General features: G+C 66.9%; 17 protein-coding genes and 2 pseudogenes. 6 read left to right on the plus strand and 13 right to left on the minus strand.

Going from position 1 to position 23,198, the window contains the following annotated elements:
* Window positions 1-205: 205 nt before the first annotated feature.
* Window positions 206-1,279, minus strand: a complete 1,074-nt coding sequence (locus ACS5PJ_RS00005; RefSeq protein WP_500690887.1) for a DNA polymerase IV — start codon at window positions 1,277-1,279, stop codon at window positions 206-208.
* Window positions 1,280-1,363: 84 nt separating this feature from the next.
* The gene (locus tag ACS5PJ_RS00010; RefSeq protein ID WP_439432897.1) at window positions 1,364-2,044 is read right to left on the minus strand and encodes a VOC family protein; all 681 of its coding nucleotides are present in this window, start codon (window positions 2,042-2,044) and stop codon (window positions 1,364-1,366) included.
* Window positions 2,045-2,098: 54 nt separating this feature from the next.
* Here ACS5PJ_RS00010 and ACS5PJ_RS00015 point away from each other — a divergent pair, with 54 nt between their 5' ends.
* Together ACS5PJ_RS00015 and ACS5PJ_RS00020 are read left to right on the plus strand one after the other, a co-directional pair.
* A complete protein-coding gene (locus ACS5PJ_RS00015) occupies window positions 2,099-2,407 on the plus strand; it encodes a hypothetical protein (RefSeq protein ID WP_439432898.1) in 309 nt (102 codons plus the stop codon).
* Window positions 2,404-3,093, plus strand: coding sequence for an NAD(P)/FAD-dependent oxidoreductase (locus ACS5PJ_RS00020; protein ID WP_439432899.1), 690 nt, complete (start codon window positions 2,404-2,406; stop codon window positions 3,091-3,093). Before ACS5PJ_RS00015 ends, ACS5PJ_RS00020 begins: the two co-directional genes overlap by 4 nt.
* A 94-nt stretch (window positions 3,094-3,187) precedes the next feature.
* Here ACS5PJ_RS00020 and ACS5PJ_RS00025 read toward each other — a convergent pair whose 3' ends face one another.
* Window positions 3,188-4,048, minus strand: a complete 861-nt coding sequence (locus tag ACS5PJ_RS00025; RefSeq protein WP_439432900.1) for a hypothetical protein — start codon at window positions 4,046-4,048, stop codon at window positions 3,188-3,190.
* A 134-nt stretch (window positions 4,049-4,182) separates the two neighbouring features.
* A pseudogene (locus tag ACS5PJ_RS00030) lies at window positions 4,183-4,548 on the minus strand (3-hydroxyacyl-CoA dehydrogenase family protein); the annotation flags it as partial.
* A gap of 17 nt (window positions 4,549-4,565) precedes the next feature.
* Here ACS5PJ_RS00030 and ACS5PJ_RS00035 point away from each other — a divergent pair.
* From ACS5PJ_RS00035 to pntB, 3 genes and pseudogenes are all read left to right on the plus strand, one after another.
* Window positions 4,566-4,994 (plus strand): annotated as a pseudogene (locus ACS5PJ_RS00035) (3-oxoadipyl-CoA thiolase); the annotation flags it as partial.
* Window positions 4,995-5,147: 153 nt separating this feature from the next.
* Window positions 5,148-6,704: a Re/Si-specific NAD(P)(+) transhydrogenase subunit alpha gene (locus ACS5PJ_RS00040; protein WP_439432901.1), complete on the plus strand. Its 1,557-nt coding sequence runs from the start codon at window positions 5,148-5,150 to the stop codon at window positions 6,702-6,704.
* Complete coding sequence (gene pntB / locus ACS5PJ_RS00045) at window positions 6,701-8,176, plus strand: Re/Si-specific NAD(P)(+) transhydrogenase subunit beta (protein ID WP_439432902.1); 1,476 nt, start codon at window positions 6,701-6,703, stop codon at window positions 8,174-8,176. Before ACS5PJ_RS00040 ends, pntB begins: the two co-directional genes overlap by 4 nt.
* 81 nt (window positions 8,177-8,257) lie before the next feature.
* Here the strand turns inward: pntB and ACS5PJ_RS00050 are convergent, their stop codons facing one another.
* From ACS5PJ_RS00050 to ACS5PJ_RS00060, 3 genes are all read right to left on the minus strand, one after another.
* Window positions 8,258-10,786, minus strand: coding sequence for a glycoside hydrolase family 2 TIM barrel-domain containing protein (locus ACS5PJ_RS00050; protein WP_439432903.1), 2,529 nt, complete (start codon window positions 10,784-10,786; stop codon window positions 8,258-8,260).
* A gap of 94 nt (window positions 10,787-10,880) precedes the next feature.
* Entirely contained in the window at window positions 10,881-11,879 is a 999-nt protein-coding gene (locus tag ACS5PJ_RS00055) for a LacI family DNA-binding transcriptional regulator (RefSeq protein WP_439432904.1), read from the minus strand.
* A 117-nt stretch (window positions 11,880-11,996) separates the two neighbouring features.
* Entirely contained in the window at window positions 11,997-13,031 is a 1,035-nt protein-coding gene (locus ACS5PJ_RS00060; protein WP_439432905.1) for an AAA family ATPase, read from the minus strand.
* A 356-nt stretch (window positions 13,032-13,387) separates the two neighbouring features.
* On the opposite strand from ACS5PJ_RS00060, the gene ACS5PJ_RS00065 reads away from it, so the two are divergent.
* Window positions 13,388-14,095, plus strand: coding sequence for a P-loop nucleotide/nucleoside kinase family protein (locus ACS5PJ_RS00065; RefSeq protein ID WP_439432906.1), 708 nt, complete (start codon window positions 13,388-13,390; stop codon window positions 14,093-14,095).
* Window positions 14,096-14,660: 565 nt separating this feature from the next.
* Here ACS5PJ_RS00065 and ACS5PJ_RS00070 read toward each other — a convergent pair.
* From ACS5PJ_RS00070 to ACS5PJ_RS00095, 6 genes are all read right to left on the minus strand, one after another.
* The gene (locus ACS5PJ_RS00070) at window positions 14,661-15,593 is read right to left on the minus strand and encodes an aminoglycoside phosphotransferase family protein (RefSeq protein WP_439432907.1); all 933 of its coding nucleotides are present in this window, start codon (window positions 15,591-15,593) and stop codon (window positions 14,661-14,663) included.
* A 159-nt stretch (window positions 15,594-15,752) separates the two neighbouring features.
* Window positions 15,753-16,946, minus strand: coding sequence for a VWA domain-containing protein (locus ACS5PJ_RS00075; RefSeq protein WP_439432908.1), 1,194 nt, complete (start codon window positions 16,944-16,946; stop codon window positions 15,753-15,755).
* Window positions 16,943-19,291 (minus strand): DUF5682 family protein, encoded by a 2,349-nt coding sequence (locus tag ACS5PJ_RS00080; protein ID WP_439432909.1) that lies wholly within the window; start codon window positions 19,289-19,291, stop codon window positions 16,943-16,945. The genes ACS5PJ_RS00075 and ACS5PJ_RS00080 overlap by 4 nt, the downstream gene beginning before the upstream one ends.
* A gap of 4 nt (window positions 19,292-19,295) precedes the next feature.
* Entirely contained in the window at window positions 19,296-20,402 is a 1,107-nt protein-coding gene (locus ACS5PJ_RS00085; protein ID WP_439432910.1) for an ATP-binding protein, read from the minus strand.
* Window positions 20,399-21,850, minus strand: a complete 1,452-nt coding sequence (locus ACS5PJ_RS00090; RefSeq protein ID WP_439432911.1) for a DUF5691 domain-containing protein — start codon at window positions 21,848-21,850, stop codon at window positions 20,399-20,401. The genes ACS5PJ_RS00085 and ACS5PJ_RS00090 overlap by 4 nt, the downstream gene beginning before the upstream one ends.
* Window positions 21,847-23,145 carry an SWIM zinc finger family protein gene (locus ACS5PJ_RS00095; RefSeq protein ID WP_439432912.1) on the minus strand — a complete coding sequence of 433 codons (1,299 nt, stop codon included), beginning with the start codon at window positions 23,143-23,145 and terminating at the stop codon, window positions 21,847-21,849. The genes ACS5PJ_RS00090 and ACS5PJ_RS00095 overlap by 4 nt, the downstream gene beginning before the upstream one ends.
* Window positions 23,146-23,198 lie beyond the last annotated feature (53 nt).

Genomic DNA, 23,198 nt, shown 5'->3' on the forward strand with positions numbered 1-23,198 from the left:
TTCACCGACACCCCCTGCCGCAGAAGCGAAAAGAACTCATCCTTCAGCGCATCGGGCGCCCGAAAACCACTCGGCATGGCAACCTCCAGAAATCAGATGTTGCAACGACCGTATGATTCTGCCACGGTTTATCGGGCGCAGAGTGACCCCGCGTTGCTCTATTCTGGGCCTTCTCGGCGTCGGTGAAGTTGGAACGACGACGGCGTCACCAACCACCGCGCGTCGGCGTATGTCCCTTGCGGGCATCGTCGGGCATGGCCATTTCGGCGCGGAGGCCGAGGAGCCGGATGGGCCGGCCCGCCTCGATTCCGCCTGCGAGGTCCAGGGCCCGCGTGAGGATTTCGTTCCGGTCGAATGTCTCAGGAATCTTCTTTGCGTGGGTTTTGGTGAGGAAAGGCGCGTACCGGACCTTGAGGGTCAGCCCGATCACCGGCCGTCCTTCCGCGACGACATCCTCAAGGACACGGGCCGTCAGCTCCCTCACGGCGTCGTCCACCTGGGCGGGCTCGGTCAGGTCGCGCTGGAAGGTGGTTTCCCGGCTGTGCCCGCGGGCAACCCACGGGGTGTCGTCCACCACGCTGGCGCCGTCCCCGCGTCCGAGCTCCGCATACCAGGGACCCATCCGGGGGCCGAACTCCGGAACGAGGTCCTGCGGGTCCGAGGCGGCGAGCTCGGCCACCGTGTTGATACCGATCTTGGCCAGCCGGCCCGACACTTTGCTTCCGACGCCCCACAGGTCCTTGGTGGGCCGGCTGCCCATGACCTCGAGCCAGTTCCCGGCCGTGAGGCGGAAGACGCCGGCCGGCTTTCCGAAACCTGTGGCGACCTTGGCCCGGACCAAGGTGTCGCCGATGCCCACGCTGCAGTGCAGCCGCGTCCGCTCCAGGACGGCTGCCTGCAGCTGCCGGGCGTAGGCTTCCGGATTTTCTGTCTCGGTGCCGACAAATGCTTCATCCCAGCCCAGCACCTGGACGGTGGCTCCGGGCTGCGCGCGCAGGGTAGCCATGACAGTCTCTGAGGCCTCGAGGTAGGCCTCGTGATCGACGGGAAGGATCACAGCGTCCGGTACTTTCCGGGCCGCGATGCGTAAGGGCATTCCGGAACCTACGCCGAACGCCCTCGCTTCGTAGGAGGCGGTGGACACCACAGCCCGTTCGGTGGGGTCGCCACGGCCGCCGACAATAATCGGCTTGCCGGCAAGCTCCGGCCGCCGGAGCACTTCGACCGCCGCGATGAACTGGTCGAGATCGACGTGCAGCACCCACCGGATTCCGCTCACGCCACCAGTCTGCCCTAAACCCCGTCAACGTGGATCCGATAACTTCGACAGATGCCGATGCCGCCGGTTTTGGCCGGTCACGGCTCAGTCTTCGGTGCGCCAGGCATCGATTATTACTGTGCCGCGCGGCGAGTTCAGCGTGGCGCTCAGCGGCGCGGGGCGGGCAGGCCCGGCAGGGGCCGCCGTCACTTCGGGCAGCTTCAACACCTCGACCGCCTCCTGGGGCACCCCACGCAGCACCAGGCCCTGCAGCGCCAATGGCGTCTGCGGCAGGTGCACACATGGATGCGCTCCCGACCACTCGATGAGCGTCGGCAACGCGCCAGCGCACCCGGTACGGCCGTCGTCGCGTACTGTGATGCGCCACTTCAACAGGCCGTGCTCTGTCTCGCGTTCTGCTGCCAGCGGTACACCTGGGTCCAGGGCGCAGTTGGCCAGCATCTGCCGCAGCACTTCGATCGTGTCCGTCCGCGCGACTGCATGCACCAGCCGGGGCAGCTCACGCACGGCCTCGCGCAATGCCGGCTGGTCCAGCCCGAACCATCGGGGCCGGCCCGGCGCCTTTGCTTCAGGATCAATGGCGATGATCTCCAAATAGCACTGTGGGAAGCGCGCCGTGCTGATGTTCATCACGCGGTTATAGGTGCCCATGAACGCGTGTCTGCCGCCACTGGAGGGCTGGACTCCGAACGTGGCATCGCACCAGGCCGCGCCCTGTTCCAGCGAATCCGCGGCGATCACCAGGTGATCGATGCGCGCGTTCACAGCAACACTATAGCCCGGCACCACCCGGCCGGCACATGCAGAAAAACAGCGGAAATGCGCCCGCAGTACAGCATGCCGGTGGGCAACACGACGGTAACGCCGGAGTACGTGGCCGCGGTCAAGAAGGACTACGCCAAAATCTGGGAACAGGTCCGCGGTTCCGGCGTCGCCTTCGGGTTCGAGGAAAGCACCGTTCCGGCCATGAGCGTGTCCGAAGAGGAACGCCGGGCCGTGTTCCAGAAGGCCTGGGAAGAAGGCGGCGGGTTCCGCCTTATGTTCAACACCTTCGGCGACATCGCCATGGACCGGGAGTCAACGAAGCTGCTGCAGCCTTCGTCCGCGGCAAGATCGCCGAGATCGTGAAGGACCCGGAGACGGCACGCAAGCTCACTCCCACTGACCTCTACGCCAAGCGCCCCCTGTGCGACATCGGCTACTACGCAACCTTCAACCGGGACAACGTGGAGCCCGTGTCCATCAAAGAGACGCCCATCGTCGAAATCACGCCGCAGGGCATCCGGACGTCCGACGGCCTGGAGCACGAAATCGACGTCCTGATCTTCGCCACCGGCTTCGACGCCGTGGACGGCAACTACACCCGGATCGACCTCCGCGGCCGTGCCGGCCAGACCATCCAGGAACACTGGCAGGACGGACCCACCAGCTACCTCGGTGTCACCACCGCCGGCTTCCCGAACATGTTCATGATCCTGGGCCCCAACGGCCCCTTCACCAACCTGCCGCCGAGCATCGAGGCCCAGGTCGAGTGGATTTCCGGGCTGATCAAGGATGCAGAGGCCGGCAACGTGGCCTCGCTGGAGCCGACGGCAGAGGCGGAAGAAGCCTGGACCCGGACTTGCCAGGAGATCGCCGACATGACGCTCTTCCCGAAGGCTGACTCCTGGATCTTCGGCGCCAACATCCCGGGCAAGAAGAAGACGGTCATGTTCTACCTCGGCGGCCTCGGCAACTACCGGAACAAGCTCGCCGAAGTCCGCGAAGCGGGCTACGAGGGCTTCGAACTGAAGGTACTCGCTCCGGCGGAGTAACGAAAAGACGCGGACGACGGCGGCTGCCGCACCTTGGGGGTGTGGCAGCCGCCGTCGCTGTTCCTGGTTCGGGACGGCCCAACCGACAGCCGGGTCAGTCGCCCCCGTCAGTATGCTGGCTGGCCGGCGCGGCCCAGGCCTCCTGCGGGTCAGTGGCCAGATACAGCGGAAGTCCCCAGCCCGCGAAGAACCCCAGCGCTTCAACCCAGGACGTGTTTTCTGCAACCCCGGCCGGCGCCCCCTGATCGGTCATCGAAATCGTGAGGTGCCGCAGCCGGCTCCGCACATCGCCCAGCCGCGCAGCAACCTCGGTCCGGAGCCGCTGATGAACCGGGTGGCGGCGGGCCAGGTGGTAACGGCACAACAGCGCCGGGTCGCCGGTACCGTGCGGGACGGCGGGGTCACACTCCGGACAGACCCGGTCACGCCAGATCCCCACCGTTTCAAAACACCACGTTGTGGTGTGGATCAGGGCATTGGCTTCGGCGGTCAGGGCTTCGGTGTTGGAGTTGGCGTAGCCCATCCTCAGGCCGGACAGCTCTCCCGACGAGGTGTCCAGGCAGACCCGGCACGGCCCGACAGGAACAAGCACCTGGTCCGGATGGCGATGAAGCAGGGAAGTCCCGCGGTCCAGGCCCTCCGCGATGTGGCCCAGCAAATCCTCATACAGGATGCTCACGTCGAAGGGCTGATGGCCGCCGCGGGTGCCGGCACCGGCCTGCCACAGCTCGATCTCGACCACCGCATACGCCCAGGTGTGCCGGGGGCACAACCCGAGCGAGGACCGCAGCAAACGGCGGATGCTCCCGTGCATGATGTCCCCATGGATGAAGGACCACAGCTGGCGCACTTCCTCTGCGGACAGCTGCAGCGGGCCAACGGGTACCAGGACGCCGGTGAGCCTGTCCCGCAACGGCACGCCTGATCGACCGGGAGCGTGTGGAGTACCAGCCATGGGGGACCATCCGGGCCTTCGTGAAAAACCGTCGACATGACAAGGCTAGTCCCGCCTTAACGAATACTGGACCAGCCGACGTCGTTGTCAGCGGATCCAGAGTATTTTCGGCCGTTGAGCCGGGTCCGTGGAGTTCAGGAGTAGTCGTAGAAGCCCTTGCCGGACTTGCGTCCGAGCTCGCCGCGGGCCACCATGTCGCGGAGGATCTGCGGCGGGGCGAAGCGGTCGCCGAGGGTTTCGTGCAGGTATTCGGCGATGCCGAGGCGGACGTCCAGCCCCACGATGTCCGTGGTGCGAAGGGGGCCGGACGCGTGCCGGTAGCCCAGTTCCATGGCAGCATCGATGTCCCGGGCGCTGGCCACGCCTTCCTCCAGCATCCGCATGGCCTCCAGGGCGATGGCCACACCAAGCCGCGAGCTCGCGAAGCCGGGGGCATCGTGGACCACGATCGGTGTCTTGCCGAGCCCGCGCACCCATGCTGTGGCCGCGTCCGCGAGTTCACGAGCGGACCGTGGGCGGCGCCTCCGCGGCGTGGATCGGGTCCGAGAACGCGGCCGGGATCCTGGGCCTGGAGCCGCTGGCCCGGATCGCGGGCCGTGGCGCGCACGCCAATGACCCGCAGTTCTTCGGCTACGCCCCGGTGGAGGCGGCGAACAAGGCCCTGGCGAAGGCGGGCATCGGCTGGGACCAGGTGGGCGTCGTCGAACTTAACGAGGCGTTCGCCGCGCAGTCCCTGGCGTGCATCAACGCCTGGGGCATCGACCCGGGAATCGTGAACCGGCACGGCGGCGCGATCGCGATGGGCCACCCGCTGGGCGCGTCCGGGACCCGGATCCTGGGCACCCTCGCCCGGTCCCTGCAGGCGTCCGGCCAGCGCTGGGGCGTCGCCGCGATCTGCATCGGCGTCGGCCGGGGCCTCGCCGTCGTCATGGAGAACGTCACATAACGGCATTAGGGCATACTGAAAAAGAGTTTTAGGGACCCGTCGGCTTTTGGCTGACGGGTCCCTGCAATGTCCTTGAAGAAACGAACCAATGTGGGTTTGCCTGGCGGCGGTTTACGCGCGCCGGGCTTTTTGTATGGATAAAGGAGAGTGAACGTGACGCGTATTGGCATTGTGGCCGAGTTGGGTCGCGAGACACGGGTGGCGGCGACGCCTACCACGGTGAAGCAGTTGTTGGGGTTGGGCTACGAGGTTGTGGTGGAGAAGGGTGCGGGGGAGTCCGCGTCGTTCCGTGATGAGGCCTATGTTGAGGCGGGCGCCCTGATTGTGGGCGCCGATGAGGCGTGGGGGTCTGAGGTGGTGCTGCGGGTCAATCCGCCCACCGGGGAGGAGATCGACCGGCTGGCTGAGGGTGCGACGCTGATCGGGTCGTTGAGCCCGGGCCTGCGTCCGGAGCTGGTGGAGGCCCTGGCGGCGCGTCCGATCACAGCGTTGGCGCTGGATGCGGTGCCGCGTATTTCGCGGGCGCAGTCGATGGATGTGCTGAGTTCGATGGCGAATATTGCCGGGTACCGTGCGGTTATTGAGGCCGCGCACGAGTTCGGCCGGTTTTTCACCGGTCAGGTGACGGCGGCGGGCAAGGTCCCGCCGGCGAAGGTCCTGGTGGCCGGTGCCGGTGTTGCCGGGTTGGCGGCGATCGGTGCTGCGTCCAGTCTCGGCGCGATCGTGCGGGCGACGGATCCGCGTCCTGAGGTTGCCGACCAGGTGAAGTCGATCGGGGGGACCTACCTCAAGGTTGAGGTGGAGGAGGAGATGAAGTCTTCCGACGGGTACGCGAAGGCCACGTCCGAGGCGTACAACGCCCGGGCTGCGGAGATCTACACGGAGCAGGCGGCCGATGTGGACATCATCATCACCACCGCTTTGATCCCGGGCCGTCCGGCCCCGAAGCTGCTCACGGCCGAGGACGTCGCCGGGATGAAGTCCGGCAGCGTGATCGTGGACATGGCCGCGGGCCAGGGCGGGAACGTGGAAGGCTCGGTTGCCGGGGAACGGATCGTGACGGAGAACGGTGTGGTCATCCTGGGTTACACGGATCTGCCGGCACGGCTCCCGGCCCAGGCCTCCCAGCTGTATGGGACGAACATGCTGAACCTCCTCAAGCTCCTGACCAAGGACAAGGACGGGGTGCTGCGGATCGATTTTGATGATGTGGTGCAGCGTTCGGTGACCGTGGTCCGGGACGGGGAGAAGACGTGGCCGCCGCCCCCGGTCCAGGTCTCAGCCGCCCCCGCGGCCAAAACACAGGCCGCGGCCGCCGAAAGCACCGTGCCAAAGAGGAAGCAGGGACTCAGCACCTCCGCCAAGGCCGGGCTGTTCGCCGCGGGCATCGCTGCGCTGTTCCTGGTCAACGCGGTGGCGCCGGCGCCGTTGCCGCAGCATTTCACGGTGCTGATGCTCTCGGTTGTGGTGGGTTTCTACGTGATCGGGAAGGTCCACCACGCCCTCCACACCCCGCTGATGTCCGTCACGAACGCGATCTCCGGGATCATCGTGGTCGGCGCGCTGCTGCAGGTCACCTCGGAGAACGTGGTGATGCAGGTCCTTGCCGCCGTCGCGGTGCTGCTGGCCAGCATCAACATCTTCGGCGGGTTCGCTGTGACCCGGCGGATGCTCGCGATGTTCTCCCGTGGAGACGGGGCCCGTAAATGAGCGCCGTACCCGAAGCAGCAGCCCGAATCGTCTCGAGGAGCCTTACCGTGTCTGACACCGTCTCCGGTCCGTTGACCGCCGACACCATCGCCGGAGCCGCGTACATTGTCGCGGCCCTGCTGTTCATCCTCAGTCTCGCCGGGCTGAGCAAACACGAAAACGCCCGCGCCGGCGTCGTCTACGGCATCACCGGGATGGTCATCGCCCTCGCCGCCACGGTCTGGCTGACCGTGCAGGGCGCCTGGGGCACCGGCCACGGCCTCACCGGCCTGGTGCTGCTCTTGGCCGCGGTGATCGTGGGTGGGGCCATCGGGCTCTGGCGCGCCCGGGTGGTGGAAATGACCGGCATGCCCGAACTGATCGCGCTGCTGCACAGCTTCGTGGGCCTCGCCGCCGTGTTGGTGGGCTGGAACGGGCACCTTGAAGCCCCGGCCCTGTCAGCGGAGCTGATGGCCGTCCACCACGCCGAGGTGTTCATCGGCGTGTTCATCGGTGCGGTGACCTTCACCGGTTCGATCGTGGCGTTCCTGAAACTCTCCGCCCGGATGAAGTCCTCACCCCTGATGCTGCCGGGCAAGAACGCGATCAACCTCGGGGCGCTGGCCGCGTTCATCGCCCTGACCGTCTGGTACGTCAACGATTCCCAGCTCTGGCTGCTCATCGTCGTCACCGTCCTGGCCCTCGGGCTGGGCTGGCACCTGGTGGCCTCCATCGGCGGCGGCGACATGCCCGTGGTCGTGTCCATGCTCAACAGCTATTCCGGCTGGGCCGCGGCCGCCGCCGGGTTCCTGCTGAACAACGACCTGCTCATCATCACCGGCGCCCTCGTGGGTTCCTCCGGTGCGTACCTGTCCTACATCATGTGCAAAGCCATGAACCGGTCCTTCATCTCCGTGATCGCCGGCGGCTTCGGCATCGCCGCCCCCGCAGCGGCGGACGCCGAACACGGCGAGCACCGCGAAATCACCGCCCAGGCCACCGCCGAAATGCTGACCAACGCCTCAAGTGTGGTCATCACCCCCGGCTACGGCATGGCCGTTGCCCAGGCACAGTACCCCGTGGCCGAACTCGCCCACCAGCTCCGGGAAAAGGGCGTGAACGTCAGGTTCGGCATCCACCCGGTCGCCGGGCGCCTGCCCGGACACATGAACGTCCTCCTCGCCGAAGCCAAAGTCCCGTACGACATCGTGCTGGAAATGGACGAAATCAACGACGACCTCGGTGACACCTCCGTGGTCCTGGTCATCGGCGCGAACGACACCGTCAACCCCTCCGCCGCTGAAGATCCGGGAAGCCCCATCGCCGGGATGCCCGTCCTGCGCGTCTGGGAAGCCGAGAACGTCATCGTGTTCAAACGCTCCATGGCCGCCGGCTACGCAGGAGTCCAGAACCCCCTGTTCTACCGCGACAACTCCCAAATGCTCTTCGGCGACGCCAAAACCCGAGTCGAAGACATCCTCAAAGCGTTCTGACTGTCACTGCGCTGAAGACAGCGGGCGACGGCGGGAGATTCCCGCCGTCGCCCGCTGTTCCTTTTACGGGGGTACCGGTTATCAGGCGGGGACGGTGACCCCGGCCCGCTTTTCGGAGGTTTTGGGGGCTGTGGCAGTCAGGCTGACGGTGACGGGTTCGAAGCCGTCGGCGCTGACATGGACGGTGATCTCACCTTGCGCGGTGGGCCGGACGACGGCGAGCACGCGCCCGTCGAAGGACGTGTGGCTCTTCGACGTGTACAGCTCCTCGGTGTCGGGCCGGGCGCTGCCCAGGCCCTGGAGCACGCCAGCCCCTTGGACCGTCACGGTGACGCTGTGTTCGACATTCGAGGCCAGGGTGCCGCTTGCATCGCGGAACTCGATGGCCAGGTAGCTGAGGTCTGAGTGGTCGGCCACCAGTTCCGTGCGGTCTGCGCCGGCGGTGAGGTGGATAGCTCCCGTTGCCGTGCGGAGCGTGGTGCGGGCCTGCTCCACCCCGTTGATGTAGCCCACAGCCACCAGCTCACCGGGCTCATAGGTCAGCTCGAAGTGTGCGCGGAACCGGTGCGCGGCTCCGGCCGGAGCCCTGCCCACGGCGGAGCCGTTGAGGAGCAGTTCCACCTCATCCGCGTCACTGTAGACCTCAACCCTGACCGGGGAACCCTCGGCGACGTCCCAGCTCCAGCTGGAGATGCAGTCCGTCCAGGTCCACGGCCCCATCCCGTGTTCACGGGCGTAATTCTGCGGGCGCTGGACAGCGATGTACGGCTCGTGCCGCAGCCCGAAAACCGTCTCGCGGTAGTAGGAGGCGGGCCGGCGGTAACCGGTGATGTCGATGTCACCGCACCAGGCGAGCAGCCACGGGTACGGCGCCCCAAGAGCGGGTTTGCCGTCGGTCCCATCTGTGTACTGCACGCGGCCGATGCCTGCTTCGCCGAGGTAGTCCCAGCCTGTCCAGGTGTAATCGCCGATCACGTGCGGGTTTTCTTCCACAAGCTTCCAGAGGACGTCGATCCGGTCGGGGAACGTTTCGGTGCCGACGATGATCCTGTTGGGAAAGAGTTCCCTGTCCATCACATAGCGGCCGTCACCGTAGTTGATGCCGGCAACGTCCACCGCTGCGTGGGATTCGGCAGTCCGTTCCGAGACAAGCGGGGAGGCGCTGATCCGGCCCATCGCTTCGCCGGCCCCGCTCATCATGGCGTTGACGCCCTGGCTGTCGTTGCCGGCGCCGGCCTCTTTCATCATGGCGTTGACGCCCTGGCTGTCGTTGCCGGCGCCGGCCTCTTTCATCATGGCCGCAGCATCCGCGATCACGGAGACGAAACCGTTGATCCCGTTGGTGGTGTAGCGGGTGGAGTCCATGGACCGGATCTTCTCCGCGATCTGGCGCCCCCACCCGGAGCCGAGGCCGCTGCCGGTTTCCGGGATCTCGTTGCCGATGGAGTAGAGCACCACGGACGGGTGGTTGAAGTCCTTGGCCACCATGGCCTCAACATCGCGTTCCCACCATTCGGGGAAGGACAGGGAGTAGTCGAACGCGGATTTTCCTTCGGTCCACACATCGAAGGTTTCGTCCATGACCAGCATGCCGTGCTTGTCGCAGGCGTCCAGCATGGCTTGGCTGACCGGGTTGTGTGCGCTGCGGATGGAGTTGAAACCGGCTTCCTTCAGCAGCTGCACGCGGCGCTCGTCCGCGCGGGCAATGGTGGCTGCGCCGAGGATGCCGTTGTCGTGGTGGATGCAGGCGCCGCGGAGCTTGACGGTCTCGCCGTTGATCTGAAGGCCGTTGAAGGGGTCCAGCTGGAGGGACCGGATGCCGAAGGTGGTGCTGTCCGCCTGCAGCACCTCCAGTTCGTCGCGGAGCTCGGTCCGGGCCGAATAAAGGTGCGGGCGCTCCAGTCCCCACAGCAGGGGTTCGGTGACGTACAGGCGCTGGCGGACGACGGCGGTGCTGCCCGCCTTGAGCGTCACGGGGGCGGAGCCGACGGCGACAACCGCGCCGTCGCCGTCGTACAGTTCCGTTCCTACCGTCACCGTGGCGGTGGACAGGCCCTCGTTCTCCACCGTGGTGGCGACGTCCACGACGGCACGGCCGGCGGTGATGTCCGGCGTCGAGATCCGGACGCCGCTGGGCGCGAGGTGTACGGTCTCGGTGACGGTCAGGAACGTGTCGCGGTAGATGCCGGCGCCCGAGTACCAGCGGGAATCCTGGTGGACACGCGCATCAACGCGGATGGTGTTCTCCTGGCCGTACTTCAGGAACGGATCCAGCCGGATGGTGAAGGTGGAGTAGCCGAACGGGCGTTGGCCGGCGAAGTCCCCGTTGACGAAGACCATGGCATCCCGGTAGACGCCCTGGAACTCGAGGGAGACGCGCTTGCCCCGGTAATCTTCGGGCACCTCGAACGTCTTGGAGTATTCGAAGGTGCCATCGGGGGAGTAGCCGGCGTGTGAACCCTGGGCGGAATCGGCGGACCGCGGGAGGCCTATCAGTGCGTCGTGCGGCAGAGTGACTGGCTGCGGTGGACTAACCGGTCCGTCAAACTCGGCGAAGAGGCTGACCTTCGGCCGTACCGCCCATCCGGCATTGAAAGAAGTGCGCGTCATTGAGGTTCTCCCTGGATCTAGTATCACGTGTCACAACAAGGAGATCACGGTGAGGTGACACGTGTCAATGAACCGTTGGGTTCCGGCCGGAGGGCTAGGCCGTTTCTCCAGGCACAACGGCGACTTCGGGCAGGGAGGCGGGCTGCGGTGCGGAGGCCTCGGCGCGGCTGAGGGCGGCAAGTTCCGCGGCGATTCGCTCCATGAGCGGTGCATTGTGGATGCGGATGGTGGTGAGCCGGGGTGAGACAAGCTGCCCGATGGCCGTGGCATCGACACCCACCACTGAGAGGTCATCAGGGATCCTCAGCCCAAGCGCCCTGCCGGCGGCCACCACGGCGAGCGCGACGTCGTCGTTGTAGCAGCCCACAGCAAGCGGGGCGTCCTTGGTTTTGACGGCAGCGAGGGCTGCGGTGGCCCGTCCGAGCTCAAGGGGAACCTCAAGGCGTTCGGGTTCCGGCAGGCCTTCAGCGCGGGCCGCTGCCTTCATGCCCTCGTAGCGCCCCGGCCCAAAAGGGTCGAGCCGCTCATCCAGCAGGGCAGCATAGGCCAGTTGCCTCGGACCGTTCCGCAGCAGCGCCTTGGCCATGGTCCGGCCGATGACATGGTTGATGTCGTGGGCGGGGTCCTCAGCCGCATGGATCCGGGGAATGACCGCTGCCCCGGAATTCTGGAGGACCTCACGCTCGTCCGCCCCGAGGATTCCCATGTCCACTACGGCAACGGGCCGGAAGTGCAGGATGGCGGCGAGTGTTTCGCCGGGGTTGCTGCCGGCGAAGCGGACCACCACGCTCAGGCCGTGCGCGGATGCATGGCGTGTGACGTTGTCAACGAGATCCTGGAGGTTGCTGCCGAACGTGGTGTTGGGGACGAGGATCACCAGAATGTCACTCCGGCCGGTCACCAGCGCACGGCCGGCGGGGGAGGGCTGATAGTTCAGTTCCTCGGCGGCTTTCAGGACTTTGGCACGGGTCTCCTCGGGGAAGCGGGAACCCTGGCCGTTCAGGACATGGCTGACGGTTGCGCGGGATACACCAGCCCTCTTGGCAACATCAAAGCTGGTGGGGCGCTTGGTCGGTTTCGTTTCCGCTGTCACCTTTTGATCATCGCACAGGGTGGGTTGACACGTGATACTCATGCTGTGAACCGCCAGCAGGTGACCCTGTTCAGGATGTGTTGACTGAGGGGCAGAGCGACGCCGCGGTGACGCTGTTCAGACGAGCCAGCGCCACCAGCGTGGCCGCTCGGGTTCCGGCGACGGTTCCGGTTCCGGCTCCTCGCCCAAGGCCAGCGCGGCCTTGATGATGTCGTCCGCGGTGAGCGTCATGACAGCCTCACGATCGAGCGCGTCGAGACTTTGTTCCCCGTCGAGCGACAGCCGCAGCGCCTGACGGTTGAGCGCCTGCTCGAACAGTGTGCGCGCGAACCGTGCGTTGCCGGAGTCCTCGCCCGCGTGAAGCCCGGTGAAGATGCGACGCAGCATCTGGTCCGCATCCGGCTCCAGCCTGTACTCGTGCTGGGCCAGCATCCGGTGGAAGATCGTCTGGAGTGCGTCTACGGAGTAGTCGGGGAACGTGATTTCGCGGGCGAACCGGGAGCGCAGTCCGGGGTTCGAGAGCAAGAAGGACTCCATCAGCCGCGGGTACCCGGCCACGATCACCACCAGGCGGTGGCGGTGGTCCTCCATCCGCTTGAGCAGGACCTCGATCGCCTCGGGGCCGAAGTCCATCCGGCCGTCCTCCGGGGCCAGCGCGTAGGCCTCGTCGATGAACAGGACGCCGTCCAGCGCACGCCGGATCACCCGGTCCGTCTTGATGGCAGTCGTGCCCACGTACTGCCCCACCAGGCCCGAACGGTCCACCTCCACCAGGTGGCCTTTCTGCAGCAGACCGACCGCCCGGTACATCTCGGCCAGGAGCCTCGCCACGGTGGTCTTGCCCGTGCCCGGGTTTCCGAGGAACACCAGATGCTGTGACGTGGCCACCTCCGGCAGGCCGTGCGCCTTACGGCGGGCCTGGACCTGGAGCAGTGCGACGAGCGCCCGCACCTGTTCCTTCACTGTCTCCAGTCCGACCAACGCGTCGAGCTCGGCCTGCACCTCGGACAGCGGCCGGGCCGGCCCGGGCCTCGCAGCGACGAGATCGCCCACCAGGTCGTCGACGCGCTCCGAACCGGGCAGCTTGATCTGATCGGCCAGACGGCCGATGGTTTCGCGCAGGTCATCGAGCGGATTGCGGCTGGCAGCCATGCATCCACTGTAGTACTCGATTCCCGACCGGGATGGGGCTGGCCTTACCAGCACCAACTCCCTTTGAGAGTCGTACTCACGCGTACAAACTCGCTCGACGATCGGCAATCCGGTCAGCAGCAAAATCATGAGCAAAGCCAATGACTGCGACAACCACAACTCCGAATGTCGAAAGGGTGACACCGAGGAATAGCCGCAACTCATAGTCCAGCTCATCCGCGTCCCACTGGGTCCTGTGCGAACTACAACAGACTTGGTGTTTCGAAATGCCCGCGCCTCGAAACCCAAGCGTTTTGAGACGATTTGATGTGTAGCGTTTAGGGCACCTTCACCGGACAGTTTTGCGGGCGGGTCTTATGGGAATCATCGAGGGCCCGGATGCCGCTCTCCTCAAAGAAAATCACCTATCTGCCGAACTGACCCGGCTACGGACCGGCTTGCGGGCGGCGCGAGAGCGCCGGGTTACCCAGCCCGGATCATCTGCGCGTACGGCCATACTTCGTGGTGCTAAAGTAGCTCTTCACAGTCCAGGGAGTAGTCGGTCCGATTTGGATATATATATATATGGATTTCAGAAAAATATGATTCAACGACCGGTGCTTATGCTCTTTTGTGGTTTACCCGGTTCCGGCAAGACAACTTTTGCGCGCGAGCGAGAAAGAGAGACGGGTGCCATCCGGTTTAGTACCGATGAATGGATGGCAGATCTAGGCATCGACTTCTTTGATGAGATGCGCGACAAACTACAGGTACGACTAAATGAACTGTGGAAAGAACTGCTCGAACATGGGCAGAGTGTCATTTTAGAAGACGGAACCTGGAAACGAGAAGAACGTGATGCACTCCGCCGAGTCGCGAAGAGGCTCAACGCCATTACCGAGGTACACTATTTCGACGTTCCGTTCGCTGAACTTTGGCGACGCCTTGAACTCCGCAATGCTAATCCGACGTACGGAACAGTACCGATAACAAAAGAATTGCTAGAAGAATCGCTGCGTAGGCTCCAGAGACCTGATATGGGCGAGCTATCACTATTTGATCGATGTGTTGTACATAGTTGGTAACCCTTGGATGGCCCAGACGGGTGCTCACGGAGCCGGCGACGACACTCTGGATGGCTCGTCGGAGTTCTGGAGAAGTTCCCACCGCGGTCCAATCGGCGACGCACGTGACCCACCGGACGTTAGGCCCACCGGCAAGGTTTTCGGTAAAGGACCCCTCAGCGGACGCCAATAGGTTCAGCGCTGCGTTTCAAGGTCAGCGCGATAAGCACTTCGTCTCTATCGCCTCCGGGTAACCGGAGGGCTTCTGGCCATCGTCCGATTTCGCGCCACCCGCACGACTGGTAGAAGCCCTCGAGCCCCACCCTCGCACGCACTTCGGGGCGCAGCTGTTCCAGTGCGAGATTCCCGGTCACCGTCCGGCCACCTCCTCCATGAGCGCACGCCCGACGCCGCAGTTTCGGAAATCCAGGGGCTGCCGTGCTCGCGGGCTTCGGCCCTGGAGTCTGCACACATCTGTTTGATGGCGGGCGCGAGCTCCCCGCCGAGGTAATGGCGGTTGTCTGCTCATACTTTGTCGACGCAATCTCGTGAAAGCGCCTCTTTCCGGCGTCCGGTAGAGGATCGGCTAACGGGCACCTGGGCTAGCGGAGATAAACGCCGAAAGTACTGGGTCACTGAGGATACGCGCCAAGGTGGTCTTCCCGATCGTGCTCATCCCTGGGTTCGTCTCCCGGTAGTACCACACCAGGCCCATCGCCTGCTGGAATGCCCACGCGGCTCCACGCCACCACTCAACGTCACCGCAAGCCAGCTCACTGCGGAGGACTGACCTCCTTTCGTCATCGAGCATGTGCCATGCGGCGACAAGATCGAGTGATGGGTCAGCCGGAGCGAAACCCCCGCCATCCAGCACGCCAACCAATCGGTCGTCCTCGACGAGGAGATTGCCGGGAATTAGATCACCGTGCGTCATCACCTCGGGGGCAACCTTAGGCAAGCTCCGGAATTCCGCCCAGAGTGCGCGGAGCCGATCGACCGGCAGTAGTCCATCACTTTCTCGGAAACAGACTTCCATCCACCCCTCGGAGTCGTGAAGGTCTCCACCACGTCCAGAGCCGGCGAAGTGGCGTCCCTTCGTGCCGACAGCGCGAAGCGAGCGTACGAGGTTCACGAGGTCATGGGCAAACATTTCGGAGTGCGCTAAGCCCTGGGGTGTTGCAACAGCCCCCTGTATCCAGGTCTGAACAGTCCACGGCAAGGGATAGCCGTCACCCGGATCGCCCACGGCAACAGGCGCCGGTGTCGCGACCGGGCAATATGCGGCCAACTCGCGCATTGCCGCGGCTTCCCGGGAGAGCTCCGCCCTCATTTCGGTTGGATCGGCGGAGCGCAGCGGGAATCGTGCCGAGAGGTCGGCGCCGATTCGAAAGATAGCGTTCACTGTGCCGTCTGTTGTGATGCGACGGACACACTCAAGGCGCCATTCCGGAAACTGGTCGACGATCAGCCGACGAGCGACTTGCTCGTCAATGTGCAACTCATCGCTGTGCATAGCCATGCTGGCTACGTTAGCTGCTTTGCGCGGCTGTCCCAGTGGAGGTTCCCGGCTGAGCGGGTGACGGCTCTCTCTGACTGCAAGCGGATCCGCAACCGGGCAGTGCGGTCAGACGTGTGAAGGGCGGCTGAGTTTGGTCCGGTCCCTCGCGGGCAGCCGTGGCTACCCTTCGTGGGTCGTCGGAATGTCCTGGGACGCCGCCCATTCACCCACGTCGCGGCGCTCGATGGCGGCGGCCATAAGGTCCGGGAACAGGTCCGGCGTGCAGGCGAACGCCGGGACGCCGATTCCGGCCAGCGCCGCAGCATGGTCCGCATCGAACGATGGATGGCCGCTGTCGCTGAGGGCGAGGAGCGCGATCATGGTGGTCCCGGCTCCCACGATCGAGGCCGCCCGCCGCAGCATCTCCTCGGCAATCCCGCCCTCATAGAGGTCGCTGATCAGCACCAGAATGGTCTCGGTGGGCTGGGTGATCTGGTCCTGGCAGTACGCCAGGGCGCGGTTGATGTCCGTGCCGCCGCCCAGCTGGACGCCGAACAGCACGTCCACGGGATCGTCCAGCTCGTCCGTCAGGTCAACCACCGCAGTGTCGAAGACCACCAGACGGGTGCGCACCGACCGCAGCGAGCTGAGGACCGCCCCGAAGACGCTGGAGTACACCACGGACTCGGCCATCGAGCCGGACTGGTCGATGCACAGGATGATTTCCCGCTGGATCTCGGTGCTGCGCCGGGCGTGGCCCACCAAGCGCTCGGGCACGATGGTCCGGTACTCGGGCTGGTAGTGCTTGAGGTTGGCCGCGATGGTCCTGTTCCAGTCGATGTCCCGGTGCCGCGGCCTTCGTGTCCGCGCGGCCCGGTTTAGCGCTCCGGACACGGCCTGGATTGTCCGCGCCCGCAGTCGCTCTTCGAGCTCATTGGTCACCTGCCGGATGACGGCCCTGGCCGTCTCGCGTGACTGCTCGGGGATCACCCGGCCGAGGCCTATCAGCGTACTGACAAGGCCGACGTCGGGCTGTACCGTGCGCAGCATCTCCGGCTCGAGCAGCAATTGCCGCAGTCCGAGACGGTCCATGGCGTCGGCCTGCATCACCTGCACCACCGTGGACGGAAAGTAGCTGCGGATGTCGCCGAGCCAGCGGGCCACCCGCGGGCTGGAGGCGCCCAGGCCGCCGCGGCCGTTCTTGTCCTCCCCGTACAGGTCCTCCAGCGCCTGGTCACGGCGGGCATCCGCGGCGGAGAGCTCCACGCTGTTCCCGTCCGCCGTGATGCCGTCGGCCTCATTCCCGCCGAGCACCAGCCGCCAGCGGCCCAGCCGGCTGCGGCCGTTGCCGCTATCAGGGTACGTAGCACTCACGCGACCGCCTCCCATCCGAGGTACCGGGCCATGGTCCGGATGGCAGGGCGCGCGGCCGCCAGATCCAGGGTGGACTCGCCGGCTACTGGGGAGGCATCGCCGATGCGGCTGACCTGCTCGCCGATCTCCCGCCGCTCCGGCCGGCTGAACGCCGAGAAGGTCCTGCGCAGCAGAGGCAGGACGTCGTCAAAGATCTCGCTGGCCACGCCTGCGACCCACTCGTCGACGATCTCCAGGAGCCGCCGATCATAGACCAGCAGCGTGGCGTCGCCGGAGAGAAGTCCGTCCAGCCAGGCAGCGGCTTCCCGCGCCGGCGTGGCGATCGAGAGCCGGCGGCTGAGGCTGGCCGCGACGTCGTCCCCGTCAACCAGGCCGGCGTCCAGCAGCAGCCGGGTGGCCCGCCCCGCCACCGAGCCATGGATCCGGTCCGACCCCGCGACGGCGGCGAGCGCCCGGTGCCAGTCATCCAGCGGCAGGTCAGGCAGCAGGGACATCCCCTGCTGGGCGGAGTCGACCGCGCGCCGCATGGCCCCGGCGGCTTCATCGTCCAGTCCGGCGCAGGCCGTGGGCAGTCCCACGCAGGCCCGCACCACCGTGGTGTCCAGGATCTTCCGAACCCCCGTGACATCGACGCCGCGCACGTTGCCGTACCGGCAGGTCCGGGCGAGCGGCGCGATGGTTTCCAGCAGCGGCGCCACATCCTGCTGCAGCGCGGTGCGCTCGGCGAGGACCGAGACGACGGCGCCGATGCCGTCAGGAAGGTCCGCCAGAAGGCAGCCCGCCAGCAGCCCGCTGAGCTCCGTCAGGCTGTCCGCATCCTGTGCCTTTTCGGTGACGTAGGCAGCGGCCGCCGAGGCAACCGTGGTGCCGTAGCGGCTGGCCTCCACTAGGTCGAGGGCCAGCTCCGGCTGCCACTGGAGCGTCCACACCTCTTTGAAAGTGCCCGTGGTCCGGCCGGTTTCGGTCTGCGCCCCCCACCCCACTCCGAGCAGCACCAGCCGGTGCAGCAGGACCGAACGGGCCAGCTGGTTCGGCTTGCGCAGGTCCAGGGTAAGGACCTCTTCCATGGCACTGGGTTTCCAGCGGAGCCTGCGCTGGGTGGCGGCGAGGTCGGCGGCCAGGGGCAAGGTCGGCGCGGATTCGGGCACGTTCCCCAGCTCATGTCCGACCGTGAGTTCGCGGTGCACCAGGGCCAGCGGAAGGGGTGAGCCGTCGCACAGGACCGCCTGCGCGGCGTCGTCCAGTTCCGGCAATCCAGGGCTGGGCCGCCCCCTTACGGCCGCCAGGGCTGCTGCCATCCGGCTTGCCTCCACGATGGACGCCGTTGAGGCGTCGAGGTCTTCGCGGCGGAGGGCGTGGGCCACCCGGACCAGCCAGGTGGTGGCCACATCCGTGTCCGCATCCTGGGCCATCCAGTGGGCGAAAAGATGCTGGTACCAGCCGGGTGCCGTGACACCGGCGCCGTATCCGCTGCGCAGGCTGAGCCTGCCGGAGGTCCACGGGACCCAGGTGACGGCCACCTTGGCCTTCGGCAGGCCTGCAAGTACTTTGTTGTCGGCGGCCACCGACGGAAACGTGGAAGGCACCAGCGCGGGGGCGTGATAGGCACCGCACACCACGGCGATCCGTTCATGGCCCTCACGCATGGCCGCCCGGATCAGGCGCCGCATCCAGGCTTCCCTGCGGTTGTTCTCCAGGACATCAGGATGGTGGTCCGGCCTGTCATCAACTGCCCGGATCTCCGCAATGGCCTCGGTCAGCGCCGCGAAACGCTCCACCGGGTCCGTGTTCCGGTGCTCCACGGCGTCCTCCCACCACCGCTCCGCGTCGCTGTACCCTGCGGCGCCGGCCAGTTTCCCGATCGCGTCGGGCCGGTAGGGCTGCGGCGGCAGGGCGGGAGGTTCCATTCCCTCGGCGGGGGTGCCGCCGTCGGCGTCGGATTCTTCCCCTTCCGCGTCCGCTGTCGACGGACCGGACGACGACGGACCGGACGGCGGCGGCCCTGCAGTCGAGGCGGCCAGCTGAAGTCCCAGGGTGTGCGCTGCGGGCAGATCGATCGCCCGCACCTGGGCGCCCGTGGACAGCGCCCAGCGGATCGCCACCCACTCCGGTGAAAAGCCTGCCATCGGGTAGAAGGAAGCCAGCCGGGGTTCGTCCGCCGCGTAGATCAGCCCGGCGACGGGCGGAACCATCTCCGGATCGGACAGCAGCGGGATCACCTGGTCAAGTTCCGGCGGGCCCTCCACCAGCACCAGGTCCGGGCGGAGGAGTGCCAGGGCTTCGGCAACGGAGCGTGCCGAACCCGGGCCGTGGTGCCGGATCCCCAGGACGTGGACGTCGGTCATGGTCTCAGTTCGGGGATTCGAGGTCGCGGCAGGCCCGGTAGAGGTCCTTCCACTCCGGCCGGTTCCGGACCACGGTCTCCAGGTATTCCTGCCAGACCACCCGGTCCTGCACAGGATCCTTGACCACCGCTCCCACCAGGCTGGCCGCCACATCGTGGGCCCGGACCGTGCCGTCGCCGAAGTGGGCGGCCAGGGAAAGGCCGTTGGTCATCACCGAGATCGCCTCCGCAGTGGACAGGGTCGCCGAGGGCGATTTGATGGTGGTTCGCTGGTCCTGGGTCACGCCCGACCGCAGTTCGCGCATGACCGTGACCACCCGGCGGATCTCGGAGAGCGCGGCGAGGTCTGCCGGAAGTTCCAGGGCAGTTCCGAGGCTGCGTACCCGGGTGGTGACGATTTCGACTTCCTGTTCGATGCTGTCCGGAAGCGGCAGCACCACGGTGTTGAAGCGGCGGCGCAGTGCGGAGGAGAGATCGTTGACGCCCTTGTCCCGGTTGTTGGCCGTGGCAATGATATTGAAGCCCTTGCGCGCCTGCACTTCCTCATTGAGTTCCGGAATGGGCAGGGACTTCTCACTGAGGATGGTGATGAGCGAGTCCTGCACATCGGACGGGATCCTGGTGAGCTCTTCCACCCGGACCAGGCTTCCGGTCTCCATGGCGCGCATCACCGGGCCCGGCACCATGGCCGCCCGGGACGGGCCGTCGGCGAGCAGGCGGGCATAGTTCCAGCCGTACCGCAGCGCCTCCTCCGGGGTGCCGGCTGTGCCCTGCACCACCAGGGTGGAGGTACCGGACACGGCCGCGGCGAGGTGCTCTCCGAGCCAGGTTTTCGCCGTGCCCGGCACACCCAGCAACAGCAGGGCGCGGTCTGTGGCGAGCGATGCCACGGCGATTTCCACCAGCCGCTCGGAGCCCAGGTATTTGGGCGTGATCTGGACCCCGTTCGGCAGGGTGCCGCCGAGGATGTAGGTGGTCACCGCCCACGGGGACAGCCGCCAGCTGGGCGGGCGTGGCCTGTCATCCGCGGCGGCCAGGGCGCTGAGCTCGTCGGCGTAGGCGTTCTCGGCGTGGGCCCGCAGAACATCTGTGCCGGGCTGGGTATCGGTCATGGGAAAGCCTCCGTCAGGGATTGTCGGAATGAGTGGTATTGCACGGCATCGCGCAGGACACGGCGGCGCCCGGCGTCGGCGTCGGACTGTTCGAGCATGCGCCGTGCCTGTTCGGCAGCCTCGGGCGGCAGCGCGGCAGGAAGGACGTCGGCAAGCATGCCCGCCAGACTGCTGCCGTTCTTGGCGAAGAGTTGATCCAGCACTGTGCCCGCCAGGTGAAGACCCCAGGGCTTCGGCAGGGCACGTAGCGGTTCGACCAGGCTGAACGGGTGGTCCGTTCCGGCTTTGATGTGCCGGATCAGGATGTCTTCGCGCTCATTCCGGGGGAGGCAGTTCAGCAGCCGCAGGTCCGTGCGGATGTCGAGCAGCGCGCGCACCCAGTCAAGGTCGGCCCGCAGGGCAGCAGTGGAAAGGATCGTCTCGAGGACCCTGGTTTCGCCCTTGAGCAGGGCAAGGGTTGCCGCCGGGCTCCGGCCCGAGGCAGTGGTCCAGACCTCGAGCGGTGCACCGCGGACGACGGCGTCCAGCCGGGCCAGCCGGTCCGGTTCACCTGTGCGCCGGTCAGCCGGGATCCCGTCGCGCAGCGCAGCCCCGTCCGGTTCGGGCGGGAGGCCGATCTCGAATTGTTTGCGCAGCACACCCTTGAGGTGGAGCAGTGGACGCAGCCGCTCAGCCATCCGGCCTGCACGGGCGCTGGCCGGCAGGCTGTCGAGCAGGCCCGCGGCGACGTCCCGCACGCTCTTGGCCTTCTCATCCAGCGCACGCTCCAGCAGCTCCTCATCCTCGTCACCGAGGTTTGTGGCGAACGTGGCCAAATGCGCGGCGCGCTCCCGGGCGGCGAGGGTGTCCCAGTGCGAGGCAAGTTGTTCGCGGGCGGCTGCCGGATGTTCGCGGCGGAACCGTTCAAGCTCCGCGGTGGCGTCAGCGCTCTTCAGTGCGGTCCAGTCAGCGGATGCCGGGCTGTCCGGGGCGGGGACACCGGACTTCAGGTCCTCGAGCCAGCGGCCCCGGACACCGATGGCAGGATGCAGGTGCTCCGCCACGGCGGACCTGCTGTCTGCCAGCTCAAGCAGCTTCGGGAGCAGCCGGTGCGGAACCCGCTGTCCGGCCGCCTCCGCGAACCGGAGCCAGTCGGCCACCAGCTGGTTGCGCAGGTCCAGTCCAACAGACGGCTGGGTGAGCAGGAGGTCCAGCAGGCGTGCAGCGTCCCCGGAGGCCAGCGGAGCGTCGTCCGGTGGGGCCGGCTCCGGAATATCGGCAGGGTCCAGGGTGGTGGCGCGGCGGGCGGCCCGGGTGGCGGCGTCGGCAAGGGCCGCCTGTTCCAGCAGCGATTCCTCGCTGGAGAGTCCGTCCGGCGGGAGGACTCCCAGTTCCACGGGCGGCGCCGGTGCCGGATGCCGCGCGGTTCCGACGAGCGCGGCGGTTCTGAGCTCGCTCAGCCACGTCATGGCGTCACCACCGCCCCGCCGATGACCGCGGAGAGCGGCCGCACCCGTCCTTCTTCCAGCTCGCCGAACAGGTCAACGGGATGGCCACCGGTGAGGGCCAGCAGCGAGTCCAGGGGTGCGTCCACCAGGGGGAGGGCAGCGCCGGATCCATCGCGAAGCCAGCCCTGCCCGCCGGGGGAGACGCGCACGCCGCCGAGCAGGACCGGGTGGCGCTCCCGCCAGGGGGAGAGCGCAACAGCAGCCGATTCGGCTTCGAGTGCTTCCTGGATGCCGACGCCTTCGCCCAGGTCCGTTGCCATGCCGAGGGATGCCGCCGGACTGGTGAACAAGGCACGCTGAGGTGCGGAACCGGGGTACCGCGCGACGGTGGTGTCCAGCAGCACGCCTGCGAGCTGCGGCGTCGCCAGTGACTCACTCTGGGCGGCAAAGTCGAGGACGACGACGACCGTTCCGTCGGGTGCCCGCAGCCAGGTCCGCTGCTGCTGGAGCCGTCCGTCGTCGCTGCGGTGGGCGCCCAACACCAGCCACGGACCTGGCAGTGCCTCGGTGCCCTGGATCTCCGCCGTCGGGACTGCCCAACCGACGGCCACCCTGAGGTCGGCCAGCTCGGCCGGGGTCAGGGTGTCCCGCCTGCGCCAGGCCCTGGTCACCGCCCACCACCGGCCGGCCCGCAGCAGCAGGTGGTTGGCCCAATCCGTCCTGGCGTGCACCTCCGAGCCCATGGCACGCACCTGCTCGGCCAGGCCGGGAAGCTGTGCGTCAACCAGCCGGGCAGCGACGCCGTCCCACCAGGCATACGGCTGCGCGCGGGCGGCGGCCAGGCCGGTCCGCACCAGGTCCGTCAGCCACCGGGAAAAGTCGTCGATCCCGGCGTCCATCAACGCCATCCGGTCCGCGAGCCGCTTGGCCTGGGCCGCCGGATCAGCCGGCTGGTCACTCCGGCGCCGCTCCCGCACCGTGGCCCGTTCCGCCCGCTGCGCCGCCCATTCCCGGGCGAATCCGGCGGTCTCCGCACCGCCGTCGGCCGCTTCCCCCCGGGACCACAGCAGGAGCAGCGCGAGGGCGTGCTTGCAGGGAAACTTCCTGCTGGGGCAGGAACACCTGTAGGCGGGGACGGCCGTGTCCACGCTCACCTGGTAAGGGGTCTTTCCGCTGCCCTGGCACTTGCCCCAGACCAGGACGTCATTGCTGCCGGTATCGGACCACGGGCCCTGCCGTGCGAGCTTGCGGGCGGCCGCCAGGGAGGAGGCGTCGGGCGCAGCGCTGACCACCCGCTCCTCGCTCCAACGCCCCATGAAGCACATTGTGCCCGAGGTCTCAAAAACTGCCAAGGAGGCGGGGCGGTGTG

Origin of the sequence: Pseudarthrobacter cremeus, from assembly GCF_051857465.1 — a bacterium.
Lineage (GTDB): Bacteria > Actinomycetota > Actinomycetes > Actinomycetales > Micrococcaceae > Arthrobacter.